At 68.9% G+C, this 499-nt stretch carries 1 protein-coding gene; it reads left to right on the top strand.

Annotation, left to right across the window (positions count from 1 at the left end):
* Positions 1 to 499 (top strand): CurL C-terminal domain-containing protein (locus MXD59_RS26020; RefSeq protein ID WP_248827205.1); only part of this gene is annotated, 499 nt, incomplete at both ends.

The raw sequence follows: 499 nt of genomic DNA, 5'->3' as shown, positions 1-499 counted from the left end.
AATCTCCTCGTTCGGCATCAGCGGCACGAACGCCCACATCATCATCGAAGAACCACCCGCAGCCACCCCGGCCACCGCGGAGAGCGGTTCAGCGCCAGCCGGTGACCTGGCAGCAGCGGCCGTGGCCGTCGAGGTGGCCGCTGGTGCGGCGCCGGGGTTCGGACCGGACGACAGGTTCGAGTTCCCGTTGTCGGCGCGGACCCCGCACAGCCTGCGGGCCGCCGCACACCGCCTGAGGGAACACCTGACGGAGAACCCCGAGTTCGCTCTGGCCGAAGTCAGCCATGCGCTGCGCGCCCGACACGACTTCGATCACCGCGCCGTCATTCTGACGGCCAGCCGGGCGGGCCTGCTTTCCGCACTGACCAAACTGACCGACCTGCCGGTGGGCACGACGCGGGAAATCGTGGAACTCCCCGACACCACCCTCACCCTCGGCCAGAAACACCCCGGCAGCGACCAACCCGTCTTCATCTTCCCCGGCCAAGGCTCCCAATGG

Origin of the sequence: Frankia umida, from assembly GCF_023242945.1 — a bacterium.
Taxonomy (GTDB): domain Bacteria; phylum Actinomycetota; class Actinomycetes; order Frankiales; family Frankiaceae; genus Frankia; species Frankia umida.
The sequence above is the reverse complement of the archived record's forward strand: the minus strand, read 5'-3'. Positions and strand labels throughout refer to the sequence as shown.